The following is a 16,513-nucleotide window of genomic DNA, read 5'->3' as shown; positions in this document are numbered from 1 at the left end:
TTGTTTAATATTGGAATTACTATTCCTTTCTAAATAAAAATTAACTACCTTTATGATAAATCTCAATAAAGCTACACTGTCTATCTTCAATTATAGTGCTTTTCATTCATTACTTTACCCTTTATTATAATAAACTCCCCTCAACAATATCTGAACAAATTATAAAGCTATATAAATATAAAAAGAGCAAAATAAAATATACCATTTAATTACTTTTAAGTGAAAATTAAATAATAACAATTTATCATAAACTTAAATAAAACAAAAAACAGCAATTTCTTTGTAGAAAAAGATACATAGTTTCTGTATCATTCTTAAATCTTCTATAGCATAAATACAAAAGTATATAGTAGAATGAAGGTTAAAGACTTTATTTAAAAGAGGTGTCGTATTATGGATCCAAAACAAGTGGAAGAAATCATGGAAATCATTAAAGAGTTTTTCCCTGAGGATACATCAATAGCAATTTCCAATACAGACGAATATGTATATTACCAGCCTAGTAAGAAAGTAGACTTAAAAATTAAACCTGGAGATCCTGTAAAAAAAGGGTCAGCCGCATACCAAGCGCTAACTTATGGGCAAAAAGTAAGTACCTATATAGAGCCTGATGTGTTTGGGGTTCCTTACTTTGGTATGAGCATTCCTTTAATGGAGGAAGGCGAAATGAAGGGAGCAATTACAGCTGTTTTCCCTCAAAAGCCATCACCATTTTTAACGAACTACATTACAATTAAAATAGATGATTGCTGGTATCCAATTAAGCATAATCAAGTCATCTATTTAGAAACACAGCTACGTAAAACATATGTTAAAACAATGAATCGTGCAGGCTATCATCGTCTAAATTTAAGTGATTTAGAATTATTTTTAGCACCTGACTCTTTCATTAGATGCCACAGATCTTACATCGTAAACATTGATTATATCGATGAAATTCAACCAGACTCTCACTCAACGTTCTTGCTTATTATGAAAGATGGTACACGCATTCCTGTAAGTCAACGCTATGCAAGCTATTTCCGTCGTTCGTTAGGTTTTTAAATTTTATCTACGATTTTGAAAAGAGATTGCTTCACTACATCAATTAATTAGTGATAAATTACTCTAGCCAAATGCTTTTTAATATCGCAACTGCAAGCAGTCTTCATTTCATTGATATTAAAATTATTATTTTTGTTTTATATACATACTATTACATAGTTCTCTATGCTATCGCAAATTCCAGTTTTTTCTCGTTTAAACGTTTTTTAAGCACTTTCATGTAAAATGTGAAGAAGTTGTGACAATTTGGTGATAATATGTGGTGGTATGTATTTTAAATAGCTGTTTTTAAAAAACAGAAAATTCTAACTATTAATTAAACTTATTCGCAAAGGAGGATTTTCAATGGATTCACGAATTGAAAAACGTTTAGGGGTAAAAGAATTAGCAAGCAAAATTGTTTCTGCTACAGAGGCTGCTGCACTTATTCAAGATGGCACTGTAGTAGGAATGAGTGGTTTTACACGTGCTGGGGATGCAAAGGTTGTACCTGAAGCACTTGCTGAACGTGCTAAAACTGAGCCACTAAAAATCGATGTTTATACAGGAGCATCTTTAGGACCTGAAGTTGATAATCACTTAGCAACTGTTGGCGCAATCCGCAAGCGTGGACCATTTATCGCAGATGCAGGGATTCGTAACTTAATTAACTCTGGTGAAGTCACTTATGTCGATGCACACCTTTCTCACAATGCTGAATTAGTTCGTCAAGGCATTATCGGCCCGATTAAACACTTAATTATAGAAGCAGTTGCTATTACAGAAGACGGTTTAATTATTCCAACAAACTCTGTTGGTAATTCACCAATCTTTGCGGAATACGCAGAGCACATCATTATCGAATTAAATGTTTCTCATCCAGAATCATTAGTAGGTATCCATGATATTTACATTCCAGGTGAGCAAGGTTCTCGTGAGCCTATTCCATTAACAGATGTTCAACAACGTCTTGGTGAAATTGGTATTCGAGTGCCACTTGAGAAAATTCAAGCAATCGTTGTTTCTGAAGAGCCAGATGCACCTTCATTAATCGTACCACCAGATGAAGAAACAGAAACGATGGCAAATATTTTACTAGATTTCTTCCGCTCTGAAATTAAAGCAGGTCGCTTAACAAATAGCTTAATGCCATTACAATCTGGCGTAGGCTCAGTTGCTAACGCAGTATTAGAAGGCTTCGCTGATTCAGAGTTTGAAAATTTAATAGTTGCCTCTGAAGTATTACAAGATGCAGTATTTAATTTAATCGATGCAGGTAAAGTAAAATTCGCTGCTGCAACATCAATTACACTTACTGAAGAATTACAAAAAAGAGTATACGGTAACTTAGAGAAATATGCGGATAAAATTGTTTTACGTCCACAAGAAATTTCTAACCATCCTGAGCTTATCCGTCGTTTAGGTTTAATCTCAATCAACACAGCTCTTGAGCTAGACATTTATGGTAACGTGAACTCGACTCACGTATCAGGTACAAAAATGATGAATGGTATCGGCGGCTCTGGTGACTTCGCACGTAATGCCCGTCTAGGTATTTTCGTAACGAAATCTTACGCAAAAGGCGGCGCTGTTTCCTCAATCGTACCAATGGTTTCTCACGTAGACCATACAGAGCATGATGTAGATGTAATTGTCACAGAGCAAGGTATCGCTGACTTACGTGGCTTAGCACCAAAAGAACGTGCACAACTTATTATCGAAAACTGTGCACACCCAGATTTCAAAGAGCAATTACGTGATTACTACAACCGTGCTGTTGAAGTAACAGGTAGCCATCAAACACCACATATTTTAGAAGAAGCTCTTTCTTGGCACGTAAATCTTGCTAAAAATAAAACAATGAAGCAAGAAGTACCTGCACAAGCTTAAAGCTATTGAAAAAGACAAAATCTGTTCAATCAGATTTTGTCTTTTTTTATAAATAAAATGCTATAATTAATTATTGAGAAATATTATCAGCTGGAGGTTTATTATGCGTTTCTTCATATATGCGATTATTTTCTTTTCATTTTTCGACTTATTTACACAGCTACCTGTCATGAGTACCTTTGCTGAATCTGTTGGTGCTACGCCTTTTATCGCAGGGCTAGCGGTCGGTATGTATTCGTTTTCTAACACGTTCGGCAATATTTTATCTGGCTTTTGGACTGATAAAAAAGGACCTTTCCATGTTCTTGTTATAGGCTTGCTCCTAACAGGTATCTCTCTTCTATTATATCGTTTTATTGAGGAGCCTATATTGCTATTAGCGATTCGTTTTATCCACGGCTTAGTCGCTGGATTTATCGTTCCTGCTGCATTTACTTATTTAGCAAATGCCACAGAGCAAACGAAGCGTGGGAAAAGCAGTGCCATTTCCGGTGCTTTTGTTGGCATTGCAGCAATTTTCGGCCCTGCCTTTAGCGGAATTATGGCGAGCCGTCAAAGCGTCCCATTTGTTTTTAGTATTACAGCTATTTTTATGCTTATTTTAGGCTTGTTAACATTATTCATGCTACGCAATACAAAAATTGTAAAATCAAAGCAGCAGCAACAAGCTGTTCCTGTTCGGGCGTTTTTCCGCAATAGTGGCACCCTAAAGGCATTTACAGGTGCTTTTTTCCTTATGTTTTCCCAAGGTGTCATCGCCTATCAGCTACCTCTACATGTGCAGTCACTAGGCTTTGACTCACGTATGAGTGGCATGCTGATGAGCGTCTTTGGTGTTGTAGCAGTGCTTGTCTTTATTTTACCAACAAATCGGATTTTTGATAAGGTTGCTCCAACCTACACATTAGCTATCGGGATTAGTTTAATGGGTATTAGCCAACTACTTTTAAGCCAATCGGATAATAGCGGGATGTTATACAGTGCACTTATTTGCTATGGCATCGGCTTTGGTCTGTTATTCCCATCAATTAACTCCTTGTTGATTGATTCTACATCTGTTGAAGTCCGTGGGAAAGCATATGGTTATTTTTATGCCTTCTTCTCATTTGGTGTTGTTATTGGCTCATCTTTACTAGGATTACTTGCATTATCACATACACACGGCTTTATTTTAACAGGTGTTATTTTATTAATTTTCGCTGGTGTGAGCTTAATTAATTTCAATAAAGAAAAACAAGCTGCTCATTAATTTAAATATGAAATAAGGCTGTTGGACAAATATTCGCTTGTCCAACAGCCTTATTTTTTACGTTAATTCTTCTTGTTCATTTTCGTTATAATATTGCACCGATGTTTGTGCACCCTCTGCAATCATATTGTTTTCGCGAATTTCTGTCGTATTTGCACTTGCAGGTGTTTCTGCTATATCTTGCAGCGGTGTTTCCTCTTCATAATTTCCCTTAGCCGAATCCATCATCTCTGTCGCTTTTGCTTTTACGTCATTAAAATAGCCCATGACTTTATCCCTGTTGTCTTTCTTACTTAAATAGCTCGCTGCGCCTGCAACTAAACCTGCAATAACAACGCCTTTTCCTTTAAATTTTGCCATGATTGATTCCCTCCATTATTATTCACGTTATATGGAAGTTATACCCTGACTTTCAGGGCTTTAAACATTTTGTGCTGTATCAATACTTTATCTTGATTCAGTAAATCTATGTCCTGTCATTGAATGACAGCAAATAAAGCATTCATCCCATTATCTTATCGAGCTAGTTGTTTTCTATTGAATTAAGATAAAGCATGTCGATATGTGGCACATTATCCAACTCATAAGGCTCAGAAGTCGCTACAAATCCGAATTCCTCATAAAATCTTTTCAAGTAATTTTGCGCTTCAATAAATATATTTGTCGTTGTCCAGCGTCCTTTTGCTTGCTGCATTGTGAACGCAACTAATTCTTTCCCTAAACCTGTGCCACGCTTCTCCCTTGCCACAACCACACGTCCAAATGACACTTCCTCATATTTCTCACCAGGTGGAAGTAGACGTGCATAGGCAACAATTCTTCCCTTCTCCTGATAAATGATATGTAAACTATTTTGATCATGATCATCTAAGTCCTCATAAATAGATTGCTGCTCTACAATAAATATATTCACACGATGTTGAATGATTTGATAGAGCTCCGCTGTCGTTAATTCGTGGAAATTTTTCACTATCCAAGCCATAAGTATGTAACTCCTTTTTATTTTATTTTTTAGATGTTTATAATCATACAGCTTCGGGTATTTATATAATATCAACAGAAAGGGGCGATGGAAATGTTTAAATTTCAAGACGTACAGTTCGGCGGACAAGAAGTATTATCAATACTAGGAGCGGCAGGCGTGCTAACATCGCTCGTATACTTCTTTGTCATGTAATTTCAATAGCATATAGATGAGGGGCCGTCCAGAAAGTGAACTTTCTGGATGGCTCCGCTTTTTTATATAGTCAATTTTTGATTAAAATTGTGCTCCTGCGGTGGTCACAATAGAGCTTTGCTGCGACGAGTAACCGCAGGAGCAAATGGTTTTAACTGCGACGAGTAACCGCAGGAGCAAATTGTCACCATCCTCGTCGCAAAGGGGGCATCCCAAAATGACTTTTCGGACGCCCCTTTTTATCATTTTGGTATTACTAAAATTGTTGTATTGATATTTTGATTGTTACAGCCTTGAACTGTATAAGTTGCCCCTTCATTATCTTCTTTTACTGAAATAGTTGTACATGTAGCTGCTGTCACTGTCTTTTCACCATATTCATCCTGCCTTGTATCATGTGAATATTTAAGAACTTCTCCTACATATTCCAATGTATCTAATATAGGGTCACCCTCTATTGTATATTGAACGATTGTTACTCTATCCTCTTTGCTTTCTGCAATATTATTTAGAAATTGCTGAAATCGTTCTATATTTTCAATCTCTTGTCTTACGATAATTGCATCTTTTGGTATAGAGGCAGATGGTTTAGTAATGTTATTTGTATTTTGACAGCCTACGATCAATAAGATACAGAGCGATAGTAAAATTGAATTTTTCATATTTTACCTCCTCACCATTAGAAAAAAAGAGCCTAGTAGTGCTACTAAGCTCTTTTACATTATTATGCTTTCACATCGTCATAGGCATCGCTTTTTTCAAAAGAAGAAACGACGTATGAACAAATCGCATGCATTTTTAAATTGTTCGTACGCGCATAGTCTGCTGCTGCATCCAATAATTTTTTGGCTACCCCTTGTCCACGCAGCTGATCAGACACGTAAGTATGATCCATATGCATGACGCTGTCCTTCTCAGTCCACGTAATTTCAGCTAAACGCTCCCCATTTTGCTCATATTCATAAGCAAATGCGCCGCCATTTTGTACTAATGTAAATTCCATCGTATCCATCCCCTTTATGTTATTTAAACCATGAAGAAATCGTTTCTATTAATTTATTAAAGAAGTTTTTGACACCATTCCAAAAGCCTTCATCTTGTAAAATGGGTGCAAACTTTTCTTCAATCGTTTTACTTAAGTCTGTTAGCTGTGATGATAGCTTGGAAAAATCAATATCTAAGCTACGAATGCGATCCATTAAATCAACTAATAGCTGACGGTCTGTTTCGCTTAAATTAATTTGTAGACGCGATAATTGATCCGAGACGATTTTTTCAACTTCCTCACGTGTTACAGGCTTTTGCTCTGCAATCACTTTTTTAATCTCTGTTAAAAGCTCTGCAATACGTTCATCTGAAATCCCTGCACTATCTGCAATGGATGTCGCTACATTCAATTCTTCATTCGCTACATCTGTACGTTCAATATCAAGCTTTTCACCTGTTTTCACTTCATATGCCTTATAAATACCAACTAATGCTGAATGACCTGTTACTGGCTTCGGTGCTGCAATTTCTACGATTGCATCCTCAATCCCAGCTGTCACCATCGCATTTGCGTATATTTCCGCTGTAACCTCTGTAATATTTTCAGGTGTTACAATGCTAATAGTAAGCCCTTTGCCCTCTTCCTGACGCGTAATTTTCGCAGAAGAATACATGCGAGAGCTAGCGTTGCTATTTTTAATATATTGTACTAAATCCTCACCAGACACCGTCACTTCATCAATTTCTGGCTCTTCGTTTACACGTAGTGCCGTTTTTACTGTTTCCTTTTCTGCCTCTGATAGATTAGCACCGTACACGACAATTGGTACACCAAGCTTCTCATTGATTGGCTTTTGTGTTGCGGCATTTGCAAACGGCGCAAATACTGTTAAAGCCAACACTGTTATAATAAGTTTTAACATCCATTTTTGTTTCATATTATTCTCCCCTCAAACACTTCACTGGTTGTACGTATTAAGATACGTCATACCTTTGTTTATTAGTACGTGTTTAAAAGTAAAAGGTTGCAGATAGCTTACACAAGCTCTGTCCAACCATCTTGCTGCTTAATTTTACGCGCCTTCATTAACGAGCCTAGCGCACGTTTAAAAGCACCTTTACTCATATCAAACATCTCTTGAATTTCCTCTGGCGTCGATTTATCACCAAACGGCATTTTACCGCCAACGCTTTCTAAATATGCGTAAATTTTTTCAGCATCATCACCTAAGCGCTCATGCTTACGAGGTAACATCGATCCATTTAATGAGCCATCATCCTTCACATCGATAATACGAACTTGTACATCTTGTCCTAAACGTGGCTCTGCCTTCATTTCAGATTCATGCACAAAAATACGGTATGGTGTATCAACACCAATTAAAAATGAGCCTACAGGTAGCAAGCGATACGGGCGTGCAAGGATATTTTGATTGTACATATCCTCCAAGGCACCTTCATATAATTCATTTACTTTCTCTTCTGTTGCTAAACGACCGAATAAATCGCCACTGCGGTCTGTGCGCAATGTCATAAATAAGTGGTCACCTGGCTGTGGCCAAAGCTCCTGCAATGCAGGTAAATCCTCTGCTTTGACAATAACTTCACGTGATGTACCAATATCAACAATTGCACCTTCACGTGTTACTTTCAAAACGCGCGCCCAATCATATTGCCCTTCTAAAATTGTTGGCAAGGCAGTCGTTGCTTGCAAATCACCTCGACGGTCTGCATATAAAAAGACTGTCAATCGATCACCAATCGCAACCTCCTCCACAACCTCCGACATGTTTAATGGGACTTCCACATCGCCATTTGTTAACATATAGCGCGAGCTTTGTTGTTCCAATACTGTTAATTCTACAACTTGCCCTGAGCGTAATTCATTCATCTTTTGCAAATTCCTTTCTATTGCTTATATATTTTGCTGTGCCTTCATAGCATCCAATTTCGTTACAAAGTCCTTGTCCTCTTCCATTAGCTGTACTAAATCAGCAATTCGATCAATTGCATTCCAGCTTAAATGGTGCTCAATTCCTTCAACGTCTTCATAGATACGTTCTTCATCTACACCAATAATACGCAAAAACTGCTCTAGTAAATCGTGTCTTTGCACAAGCCGCTTTCCTAATTTTTCCCCTTTTGGCGTGAGTGTTAAACCTCTATATTTTTCGTATACTAAGTAGCCGTCCTTATCTAACTTCTGAACCATTTTTGTAACAGACGAAGGTAGAACAGATAATGCTTCTGCGATGTCGGACACTCGTGCATACCCTTTATTGTCAATTAATAAATAAATTTGCTCGATATGATCCTCCATACTTGGTGTTGGCATATCCGAAAACCCCTCTCTTTCATTTAACTATCTTAATTTTACTACATATTTAGGCGGAAAGATAACTGAAAACAATAAGGAGACATGAGAAAAGTAAATACCTTTCATTTTATCTATTTGCAAATCAAATAAATCCATACTAGAATTTCCTTAGATAAATTTCCATATAAAAGAAATGATAGAAGGAGGAATAATCATAAAATATCAATGGCGCATTACAAAATATAACCCAGCCTATCGTAATGAGTACGGTGCTTATATGAAAGAGGAATGGATAAGCTCTTTTGATATCGGTAAATCAGTCACACTTGAGGATTATTTAAAAATAGAAACTGCCTATGTCGATACAGTCATGAAATTTTTAGAAGCGAATCAGATTGATTTTGTGCGGATACTTAAAGTAACTCACATTGATAAGAATAAAAATTCTATCTTATATGACAAAGATATAGAGGCACTTCCGTTACAAGATGATTGCGAAGTACCTGCTTCACAAGTTCCACTCTTGGCTAAAATGACATTGCGAGACTACATTCATTGTAACTTTATTACAGAAGACTTCTTTATCCATTTTGGGGATGATTACTATATGTTTATCGGCTCTAATAGCTATCATGAGGAACCTTTACAATTTGCTAGAGCACATAATTTATTTGTCGAAGATATGATTTCTCCCTTCTATGTAGAAGAGAAAGATATAATGAGGTTTGTCAGTTGGTCAGATAAAGAGGATGAATACTCTATCATTTTAGGAGAAGAAAGTTTACTACCTATTCCATTAGAGGAATATCGAGATTTATTAGGTCTTTCAGCTATCCATCCTGTAACAGGTGTCTTTCCGATTACAATGGACAATAAAGATTTTTTCCAAAGTAAAATTAACCACCAAATCGATTTTACTAAATACAATTATTATTTAGCCTCGATTACTTAAAAACTAAACCTCAATTCGCTCATTAAATAAAGCAGCCTACAACTTGTTATTCAACAGTTGTAGGCTGCTTTCACTATTCACCATGCCCTAAACCTTGCCCTACTTTATAAATGGCATGAATGATTTCTTTATTAATCGCTTCAATGTTTTGTGGTGTATTTAAAACTTTAAAAGCTTCTTGTCGTGCAGCATCCGATGCAACATATTTTGGTGGCAAGCTATTTAATGCCTCCGCTATAATATTCATCTCACATTGCTCACAATGACAAAACGTTTGGTACTCTACTCCATAAAGTAAAAACCGAACAAGTCCACGGACAATTTCTTCAGTAACATTCATTAAAAATGGTGGTGTCAATTACATCGCCTCAATCATTCATGTACTACGAAGATTTGTCATACTCCCTTTTCACCAAAAGTTTTGTGCTAGTACATCATTAAATTTGTCCCCTTATCATATAACATTATATATTATGTTGCAAATAACTTGTTTACGATTGTATTTCAAGTAAAAAAGCAAATATTCCTCATATTTCCTAGTATTTATGCCAATTTAATCACATAAACTGATTTTCATATTAACAAATATTTTAATATTTTAGGAAAATGATAAAGATGTTTGAAAATTGTGTTTTACTGTTTATTTAATAAACGTAAAGAATTTAATACAACAAGCAATGTCGCACCCATATCTGCAAAAATGGCAATCCATAAAGTGAGCCAGCCTGGGATAACGAGCAATAGAGCAACTAGTTTTAATAGAAGCGCAAATGCGATATTTTGCTTAATAATCGTTAATGTTCTTTTGCTTAGCCGCATTGTATATGGAAGCTTTGTTAAATCATCGCCCATTAATACAATGTCAGCTGTTTCTAATGCCGCATCTGTGCCTGCACCGCCCATTGCAATACCTACAGAAGCTGTCGCAAGTGCTGGGGCATCATTGACACCATCTCCGACCATCGCTACTTTACCGTACTTCTGCTGTAATTCCTTCACTGCCTGCAATTTATGCTCTGGCAACAAGCCTGCACGCACATCTGTAATACCAAGATTTTTTGCAATTGCTTGTGCTGTTAATGGCGCATCTCCTGTTAGCATTACACTATGCTCAAGCTGTGATACAACTTCTTTACTTTCTTCACGAATTTGGTCTGCAATCGCTAATACCCCAATGCATTCATTATTACGTGCCGCTACAATAACAGATTGCCCTTCAGCGGCAAGCTTATCAATTTGCTGTATTAGCTCTTCGTTAACCTTAGCAATCGAAGCAATCCATTTTACACTACCTACTGCAATTTGCTGTCCACCAACAGTTGCATAAGCTCCTTTTCCAGTCACTGATTGGAAATCTGATGCTTGGGCGATTTCAATATGCTGATTGGCAGCCTTTTTCAAAATAGCTTGCGCTAATGGATGCTGCGACTTTTTCTCAACAGCTCCTACTAATGCAAGTAGCTCCTGCTCTGTGATATTAGCAGTAATAATTGCTGTGACCTCTGGTGTTCCTTTTGTTAATGTGCCTGTTTTATCGAAGGCAACTGCATTAATATGTCCTAGCGCCTCAAGATAAACGCCACCTTTAATCAGTACACCATGTCTTGCTGCATTGCCAATCGCTGTCACAATCGCAACGGGCGTCGAGACAACTAATGCACACGGGCAACCGACAACGAGCACTGCTAAGCCTTGATAAATCCATTCAAGCCAATGTCCTGTCACTAACGATGGAATCACAGCGACTAATATCGCCACAACGATAATAGCAGGCGTATAATATTTAGCAAAGCGGTCAACAAATTTTTGAGATGGTGCTTTTTCCGCCTGTGCCTCTTCTACTAAATGAATAATTTTCGCAATCGTTGTGTCATGAACGAGCTTCGTTACTTTTACCTCAAGTGCGCCTTCTTCATTTAATGTGCCTGCGAACACTTCGTCATCGACTGCTTTATGCACTGGAATCGATTCGCCTGTAATAGATGCTTGATTGACGGAGGATGTACCATTGATCACAACACCATCCATCGCAATTTTTTGTCCAGGTTTTACAATAAGGATATCGCCAATTTTCACGTCCTCTGTTGGCATTTCTATTTCATGTGAATGATTGCCATGTGCGCGTTTAATTAAGGCAACTGGTGGTGCAATATCCATCAATGTTTCGATTGATTGACGCGCCTTATTCATTGAGTACGCCTCTAATGCTTCACTCACTGCAAATAAAAAGACAACAACTGCCGCCTCCTGCCATTCACCAATAATGGCTGCACCAATAATCGCTATAGTCATTAATGTTTTCATATCAAATTCAAAGCGCATTAGGTTTTTAAAGCCTGTAATAAAGATGGATGTGCCTCCAACGACTATTGCCCCTATGTAAAGAGCAACAACAGGTAGACTATTTTCTGCTGTGAAGCTTGCTGTTAGCACTGCCGCAATGACAAATAGCAAAGAAATAGCTGCTAAAATATTTTCCTTGCGCTTATAAAACGGAATCGCTGTTTTACGTCGATCATTGATTGATTTCACTTTAATGCCATCAAAGGCACCCGCCGCTTCAAGCTGTTCGACTGTTGCTTCTCCTACAACCGTTAATTTTGCTGCACCGAAATTCAACTGTACATCCTCAACCGTCGCAATTTCTCGGACATTGCGTTCAAATTTCGCTGCACAGCTTGCGCAAGACAAATTTTCAAGGCGATATTGTTGATTAGTAGTAGCCATTTAATTGTCCTCCTCCGCATGCTCATAGGCAATTTTCACAATTTGATACACATGCTCATCCGCTAAGGAATAGTAAACGAGCTTTCCTTCACGATGAGATTTTGCCAAGCGATTTTCTTTTAAATAGCGTAAATGATGTGAAGCTGTTGCGACAGAGGAACCAATGATTGCTGCAACATCACATACACATAAAGCTTTTTCAATCGTTAACGCATAGGCGATTTTCAAGCGCGTTTCATCCGCTAAAGCCTTTAAAAACTTCGCAACATGCCCTAGCTCTGGCAACTGCCCTTGCACACGTGCCACCGTTTCTTCATTAATTTTCGTTACCTCGCAAACATCCTTCATCACATTGCCACCTCATTCAAATGTTCATTTGATTGTAGTATACAGTATATGCAAGTAACGTTCAAATGTTTGTTTGAATGTTTGGGTTTTTATTTGATTTTGCTAATTACTTTCCATATGCTTTAATTAATATTGGAGAAATTGGAGTCGATATAATGGAACGAGAAAAAATCTTTATCGATATGACAAATGGAAAGAAAAAACTAGATACAAGTAAAATGGATGAATGGACCTCTGAAGAATTGCAAGAATTTTTTCCAGATGAAAGTGAATATACAGGAATACAAGTTGATTTAATTCAGCACAAAAACTTTTATTTGAAAGTCACACTTGTTTATATCCATGAAACAGAAAAAAATACATATATAGAGTTCGAAGCACAAAATAGGCTGCAAAATGATATGCTCATTCGCTTCGGCAAGTGGTGGATGGATAATCAAGAGTTTGACTTATCACAACGTACTCCAACATTGATTCCAACAAAACTTGAAGCCGTCGCCTTTTCTGAATCTGTACACTTTATGTTTATGGAAAGTGGCTTTGCAATGGAAATTGATCTTTTAGATGCTGACAGTTTTAAGATTTTAAAATCGTACGATATTAAAGTCAAAGTATACCCTAGTTAAATACACATCTTAAATCACCAGTTATTTGTACCCAAATATTTTCTAAAGAGGTGACATCATGCAACGAGAAAAAATTCTTATTGATCAGACAGTTTGGAAAAAGAAATTGGACACGATGAAAATGGATGAATGGACGGCTGAGGATTGGGAAGAGTTTTTTCCACCTGAAGGTCCTCCTGCTAAAATGCAGTTCGATTTAGTACAACATATAGACCTCTCTTTAAAAATTGATCAAATTTACTTTTTAGAAGTAGAAGATAATATGTATATAGAGTTTGAAGTGCAAAATAAGATGAAAAATAATATTTGTATTCGTTTTGGTAAGTGGTGGATTGATGATAAAGAATTTGATTTATCAGAGCATCCCCCCATTCTTATTCCTACATCATTTAAATCATTTTTCTTTACTGAACATGTACATTATATGTTTTTTAAACATACAATTGCGATGGAAATCGATGTTTTAGATGCAAATAGCCATGAGATTTTGAAAGCCTACGATATTAAAATCAAAGTTTGGCCCGAATAGACATAAAAAAAGCGCATGAAATGCCCTCAAATCATTTCATGCGCTTTATTTCTATTCAAAGCATTAGTCTTCTATTGTAATCAACATAGAGGTGCTATTATTTTTTTCGAGATGGCACTCTCCCCATGTACAAAGATCATCCAATATCGTATTTAAGGATGAACCATAGTCTGTTAAGGAATATTCTACTTTTGGCGGTACTTGATTGTATACTTTTCTTTGAATAATCCCATCATCCTCCAGCTCTCTTAATTGCTGTGTCAGCATTTTTTGTGTAATATTGGGCATTAAACGTTTTAATTCGCTCGTTCTTTTTGTGCCCTTTTTTAAATGACAAAGAATAACTACCTTCCATTTCCCTCCGATTACATCTAACGTTGCTTCCACTGGAATATGATATTGCTTCATAGCGATAACCTCCGAATTTATTTAAATGTTACTTTTTAGTGCCTATAACACTTTAAAGTGCGTACTTACTTTTATTTATCGTCTGTTTCATAATAGCATATGCAAGCAGAAAACATATAGTACGATACTAAAAAGTGCCTATATTACTTTTTAGCATGTACAGTCTTTAATAAATAGGAGGGAGTCAATTGAATACAAATACGGTATCCTCCTTAGATGTGCAAACAAATCATCGAAGTGTTTTTGCATTACTAGCACTAGCTATTAGTGCGTTTGGAATTGGCACAACTGAATTTATTAGTGTCGGTTTATTGCCATCTATTGCGGAGGATTTACATGTTTCTGTGACAACAGCTGGTTTAACAGTATCTTTATATGCACTTGGAGTAGCTTTTGGAGCTCCAATTCTTACATCGTTAACAGCTAGTATGTCACGCAAAACACTATTAATGTGGATTATGATTATCTTTATTATAGGTAATGGAATTGCAGCAATGGCAACAAGCTTCGCTGTATTGCTTATTGCTAGGGTTGTAGCTGCATTTGCACATGGTGTTTTTATGTCAATCGGTTCAACAATTGCTGCTGCGCTCGTGCCAGAAAATAAACGTGCTAGTGCCATAGCTACTATGTTTACTGGCTTAACAGTAGCTACTATTACAGGCGTTCCAATTGGGACATTTATCGGTCAGCAATTTGGCTGGCGTGCATCCTTTATCCTTATTGTACTAATTGGCATTGTTGCTTTAATCGCCAACAGCATGCTAATTCCATCCAATTTGAAAAAAGGTGCACCTGTAGCATTTCGCAGTCAACTGAAATTAATAACAAATAGGCGTCTGCTGCTTGTTTTCCTCATTACTGCGTTAGGCTATGGTGGTACATTTGTTATTTTTACGTATTTATCACCCTTATTACAGGAGGTAACAGGGTTTAGTGCAAATGCTGTGACAATTATTTTGCTAGTATATGGAATTGCCATTGCTATTGGAAATATGGTTGGTGGGAAATTATCAAATCACAATCCAATTCGAGCGTTATTTTTTATGTTTGCAATACAGGCAATTGTGTTATTCGTGCTAGCGTTTACAGCACCATTTTCTATAGCAGGGCTTATTACAATTATTTTGATGGGCTTATTTGCATTTATGAATGTGCCTGGACTACAAGTATATGTTGTTATATTAGCAGAGCGTTTTGTGCCGAGCGCTGTTGATGTTGCATCTGCCATTAATATCGCTGCCTTTAATGCAGGTATTGCGCTAGGTGCTTATTTAGGTGGTGTTGTGACAAACTCATTCGGTTTAATTCATACTACTTGGGTAGGTGGCATCATGGTAGTAGGTGCAGTTATTTTAACAGCTTGGAGCATCAAACTAGAAGAAAAAGATCAAAAGGAGAAAATATTATGATGAAAAATTTACAAAGTACAACAGTATTGCATAACGGTGTAGAAATGCCTTGGTTTGGTTTAGGTGTTTTTAAAGTAGAGGACGGGCCAGAGCTAGTGGAAGCTGTCAAGGCTGCAATTAAAGCAGGCTATCGTAGCATCGATACAGCTGCAATTTATGAAAACGAAAAGGCTGTAGGCGAAGGTATCCTTGCAGGTATAAAAGAAGCTGGTATTACGAGAGAAGATTTATTTGTTACTTCAAAGGTGTGGAATGCTGACCAAGGCTATGAAACAACACTTGCTGCTTATGAAGAAAGCTTGAATAAATTAGGATTAGATTATTTAGATTTATACCTTGTTCACTGGCCTGTAGAAGGTAAATATAAAGAAACGTGGCGAGCGTTAGAAACACTTTACAAGGAGAATCGTGTACGTGCAATTGGCGTAAGTAATTTCCAAATTCATCATTTGCAAGATGTGATTAAAGAGGCAGAAATTAAACCGATGATTAACCAAGTGGAATATCATCCCCGATTAACGCAAAAAGAATTACAAATGTTTTGTAAAGAGCAGGGTATCCAAATGGAGGCATGGTCACCACTTATGCAAGGTCAACTATTAGATAACGACATATTACAGGAAATTGCGAATAAATATGATAAATCTATAGCACAAATTATTTTGCGCTGGGACTTGCAAAATGAAGTTGTCACAATTCCAAAATCAACAAAAGAACATCGTATTATTGCCAATGCTGCTATTTTTGATTTCGAGCTAGCACGAGAAGATATGGAACAAATCGATGCATTAAATGAAAATTACCGCGTTGGGCCAGATCCAGATAATTTCGATTTTTAATGCGCACCATCTCAACGTTCTCCTCATAC

General features: G+C 36.9%; 19 protein-coding genes. 8 read left to right on the top strand and 11 right to left on the bottom strand.

Annotated elements, in window-relative coordinates:
* The first annotated feature begins 393 nt into the window (after nucleotides 1-393).
* The 3 genes from R6U77_RS07595 (at nucleotide 394) to R6U77_RS07585 (ending at nucleotide 4,162) form a co-directional block, all read left to right on the top strand.
* Nucleotides 394-1,044: a LytTR family DNA-binding domain-containing protein gene (locus R6U77_RS07595; protein WP_293928510.1), complete on the top strand. Its 651-nt coding sequence runs from the start codon at nucleotides 394-396 to the stop codon at nucleotides 1,042-1,044.
* 345 nt (nucleotides 1,045-1,389) lie between these two features.
* Complete coding sequence (locus R6U77_RS07590) at nucleotides 1,390-2,913, top strand: succinyl-CoA:acetate CoA-transferase ScpC (RefSeq protein ID WP_319838030.1); 1,524 nt, start codon at nucleotides 1,390-1,392, stop codon at nucleotides 2,911-2,913.
* Between the two features lie 103 nt (nucleotides 2,914-3,016).
* The gene (locus tag R6U77_RS07585; RefSeq protein WP_406601082.1) at nucleotides 3,017-4,162 is read left to right on the top strand and encodes an MFS transporter; all 1,146 of its coding nucleotides are present in this window, start codon (nucleotides 3,017-3,019) and stop codon (nucleotides 4,160-4,162) included.
* A 57-nt stretch (nucleotides 4,163-4,219) separates the two neighbouring features.
* Here R6U77_RS07585 and R6U77_RS07580 read toward each other — a convergent pair whose 3' ends face one another.
* The 7 genes from R6U77_RS07580 to mntR all read right to left on the bottom strand — a co-directional run bounded on the left by R6U77_RS07580 (nucleotide 4,220) and on the right by mntR (nucleotide 8,661).
* Nucleotides 4,220-4,522, bottom strand: a complete 303-nt coding sequence (locus tag R6U77_RS07580; protein WP_319838029.1) for a hypothetical protein — start codon at nucleotides 4,520-4,522, stop codon at nucleotides 4,220-4,222.
* A gap of 163 nt (nucleotides 4,523-4,685) precedes the next feature.
* Entirely contained in the window at nucleotides 4,686-5,144 is a 459-nt protein-coding gene (locus R6U77_RS07575) for a GNAT family N-acetyltransferase (protein ID WP_319838028.1), read from the bottom strand.
* Nucleotides 5,145-5,581: 437 nt separating this feature from the next.
* Complete coding sequence (locus R6U77_RS07570) at nucleotides 5,582-6,001, bottom strand: DUF4362 domain-containing protein (RefSeq protein WP_319838027.1); 420 nt, start codon at nucleotides 5,999-6,001, stop codon at nucleotides 5,582-5,584.
* A gap of 62 nt (nucleotides 6,002-6,063) precedes the next feature.
* Entirely contained in the window at nucleotides 6,064-6,342 is a 279-nt protein-coding gene (locus R6U77_RS07565; protein WP_319838026.1) for a GNAT family N-acetyltransferase, read from the bottom strand.
* A 19-nt stretch (nucleotides 6,343-6,361) separates the two neighbouring features.
* The gene (locus R6U77_RS07560) at nucleotides 6,362-7,264 is read right to left on the bottom strand and encodes a DUF1002 domain-containing protein (RefSeq protein WP_319838025.1); all 903 of its coding nucleotides are present in this window, start codon (nucleotides 7,262-7,264) and stop codon (nucleotides 6,362-6,364) included.
* Nucleotides 7,265-7,362: 98 nt separating this feature from the next.
* The gene (locus tag R6U77_RS07555; protein ID WP_319838024.1) at nucleotides 7,363-8,217 is read right to left on the bottom strand and encodes a CvfB family protein; all 855 of its coding nucleotides are present in this window, start codon (nucleotides 8,215-8,217) and stop codon (nucleotides 7,363-7,365) included.
* Between the two features lie 24 nt (nucleotides 8,218-8,241).
* Nucleotides 8,242-8,661 carry a transcriptional regulator MntR gene (gene mntR / locus R6U77_RS07550; protein WP_293928497.1) on the bottom strand — a complete coding sequence of 140 codons (420 nt, stop codon included), beginning with the start codon at nucleotides 8,659-8,661 and terminating at the stop codon, nucleotides 8,242-8,244.
* 259 nt (nucleotides 8,662-8,920) lie between these two features.
* Between mntR and R6U77_RS07545 the strand changes: the two genes are divergently transcribed.
* Entirely contained in the window at nucleotides 8,921-9,595 is a 675-nt protein-coding gene (locus R6U77_RS07545; RefSeq protein WP_319838023.1) for a DUF7683 domain-containing protein, read from the top strand.
* 73 nt (nucleotides 9,596-9,668) lie between these two features.
* On the opposite strand, the gene R6U77_RS07540 is transcribed toward R6U77_RS07545, so the two are convergent.
* The 3 genes from R6U77_RS07540 to R6U77_RS07530 form a co-directional block, all read right to left on the bottom strand.
* Entirely contained in the window at nucleotides 9,669-9,935 is a 267-nt protein-coding gene (locus tag R6U77_RS07540; protein ID WP_406601100.1) for a late competence development ComFB family protein, read from the bottom strand.
* 293 nt (nucleotides 9,936-10,228) lie between these two features.
* Nucleotides 10,229-12,322 (bottom strand): heavy metal translocating P-type ATPase, encoded by a 2,094-nt coding sequence (locus R6U77_RS07535; protein WP_319838021.1) that lies wholly within the window; start codon nucleotides 12,320-12,322, stop codon nucleotides 10,229-10,231.
* Nucleotides 12,323-12,673: an ArsR/SmtB family transcription factor gene (locus tag R6U77_RS07530; RefSeq protein WP_293928492.1), complete on the bottom strand. Its 351-nt coding sequence runs from the start codon at nucleotides 12,671-12,673 to the stop codon at nucleotides 12,323-12,325.
* 152 nt (nucleotides 12,674-12,825) lie between these two features.
* Here R6U77_RS07530 and R6U77_RS07525 point away from each other — a divergent pair, with 152 nt between their 5' ends.
* Both R6U77_RS07525 and R6U77_RS07520 read left to right on the top strand, forming a co-directional pair.
* Complete coding sequence (locus R6U77_RS07525) at nucleotides 12,826-13,296, top strand: hypothetical protein (protein WP_319838020.1); 471 nt, start codon at nucleotides 12,826-12,828, stop codon at nucleotides 13,294-13,296.
* Between the two features lie 58 nt (nucleotides 13,297-13,354).
* Nucleotides 13,355-13,825 carry a hypothetical protein gene (locus tag R6U77_RS07520; protein ID WP_319838019.1) on the top strand — a complete coding sequence of 157 codons (471 nt, stop codon included), beginning with the start codon at nucleotides 13,355-13,357 and terminating at the stop codon, nucleotides 13,823-13,825.
* A gap of 63 nt (nucleotides 13,826-13,888) precedes the next feature.
* Here R6U77_RS07520 and R6U77_RS07515 read toward each other — a convergent pair whose 3' ends face one another.
* On the bottom strand, nucleotides 13,889-14,233 hold the full coding sequence (locus R6U77_RS07515; protein WP_293928486.1) for a winged helix-turn-helix transcriptional regulator: 345 nt from the start codon (nucleotides 14,231-14,233) through the stop codon (nucleotides 13,889-13,891).
* A gap of 188 nt (nucleotides 14,234-14,421) precedes the next feature.
* Between R6U77_RS07515 and R6U77_RS07510 the strand changes: the two genes are divergently transcribed.
* Together R6U77_RS07510 and R6U77_RS07505 are read left to right on the top strand one after the other, a co-directional pair.
* On the top strand, nucleotides 14,422-15,645 hold the full coding sequence (locus R6U77_RS07510) for an MFS transporter (RefSeq protein WP_319838018.1): 1,224 nt from the start codon (nucleotides 14,422-14,424) through the stop codon (nucleotides 15,643-15,645).
* Nucleotides 15,645-16,484: an aldo/keto reductase gene (locus R6U77_RS07505; RefSeq protein WP_319838351.1), complete on the top strand. Its 840-nt coding sequence runs from the start codon at nucleotides 15,645-15,647 to the stop codon at nucleotides 16,482-16,484. Before R6U77_RS07510 ends, R6U77_RS07505 begins: the two co-directional genes overlap by 1 nt.
* Nucleotides 16,485-16,513 lie beyond the last annotated feature (29 nt).

Source organism: Lysinibacillus louembei (genome assembly GCF_033880585.1).
GTDB lineage: Bacteria > Bacillota > Bacilli > Bacillales_A > Planococcaceae > Metasolibacillus > Metasolibacillus louembei.
Note: the sequence above shows the minus strand (reverse complement) of the source record. Positions and strands in the feature narration are given on the sequence as shown.